The sequence below is a fragment of the Streptomyces sp. IBSBF 3136 genome (genome assembly GCF_036815105.1).
Classification (GTDB): Bacteria; Actinomycetota; Actinomycetes; order Streptomycetales; family Streptomycetaceae; genus Streptomyces.
Genome location: NZ_JAJSZC010000474.1, coordinates 1 through 968 on the forward strand (window position 1 = coordinate 1; position 968 = coordinate 968).

1 protein-coding gene is annotated in these 968 nt (G+C 72.0%); it reads left to right on the forward strand.

The genetic code is table 11. The features are described 5' to 3' along the window. Positions 1-215: 215 nt before the first annotated feature. Positions 216-968 (forward strand): maltotransferase domain-containing protein (locus V7E45_RS40305; protein WP_333779249.1); only part of this gene is annotated, 753 nt, incomplete at its 3' end.

Genomic DNA, 968 nt, shown 5'->3' on the forward strand with positions numbered 1-968 from the left:
GCACGGGGGCGTGGACACCGGGGCGGGGGGCACTCGAAAAAGGGGCTGGTCTTGCACGTAGACGTACGCGTGAGTAGTTAACAAAGTGCCGGATTGCCCACCCGAACGGGATGGGAAGGCTCCTCCGGTGACCCCACAACACCACAGCACCGCCGCAGGACCCACCTCCCCACAGCCATCCGCCCACACCCTCGTTGACGCGGACAGGAGCGGTCATGCCCGCCACGCACCACTCGTCAGCACCCCCGACTACCAGTAGGACGGCCGGAAAGAAGACATCGGGCAACACGTCAGGGAAGCCGGTGGAGGACGTGCTCGAACCGGCGTCACCCCGGGAGCACTCAGGGCCGGCCGTGGCCACCGCCGTCGGGCGCATCCCGGTCCTCGACGTGCGCCCCGTGGTCCAGCACGGGCGCAGGCCCGCCAAGTCCGTGGTCGGGGAGGAGTTCGAGGTCTCGGCCACCGTGTTCCGCGAGGGCCACGACGCCGTCGCGGCGAACGTCGTGCTCCGTGATCCGGGGGGACGCCCCGGGCCCTGGACCCCGATGCGCGAACTCGCCCCGGGCACCGACCGCTGGGGTGCCACCGTCGCCGCGGACCGGCCCGGCCCCTGGACGTACACGGTCGAGGCGTGGTCGGACCCCGTCGGCACCTGGCGGCACCACGCCCGGATCAAGATTCCCGCGGGCATCGACACCGAACTGGTCCTGGCCGAGGGCGCACGACTGTTCGAGCGAGCGGCCGAGGGCGTCCCCGAGAGGCAGCGGGCCGTCGTGGTGGCGGCCGCGGCCGCGCTGCGGGACGAGGAGCGTCCGGCCGCCTGGCGGCTCGCGGCGGCGTTGTCGCCGGAGGTGGAGGCGGTGCTGGCGGCTTATCCGCTGCGGGAGTTGGTGACCGCTTCGGACGCGATGCCGTTGCTGGTGGAGCGCGAGCGTGCGTTGTTCGGTTCCTGGTACGAGTTCTTCCCG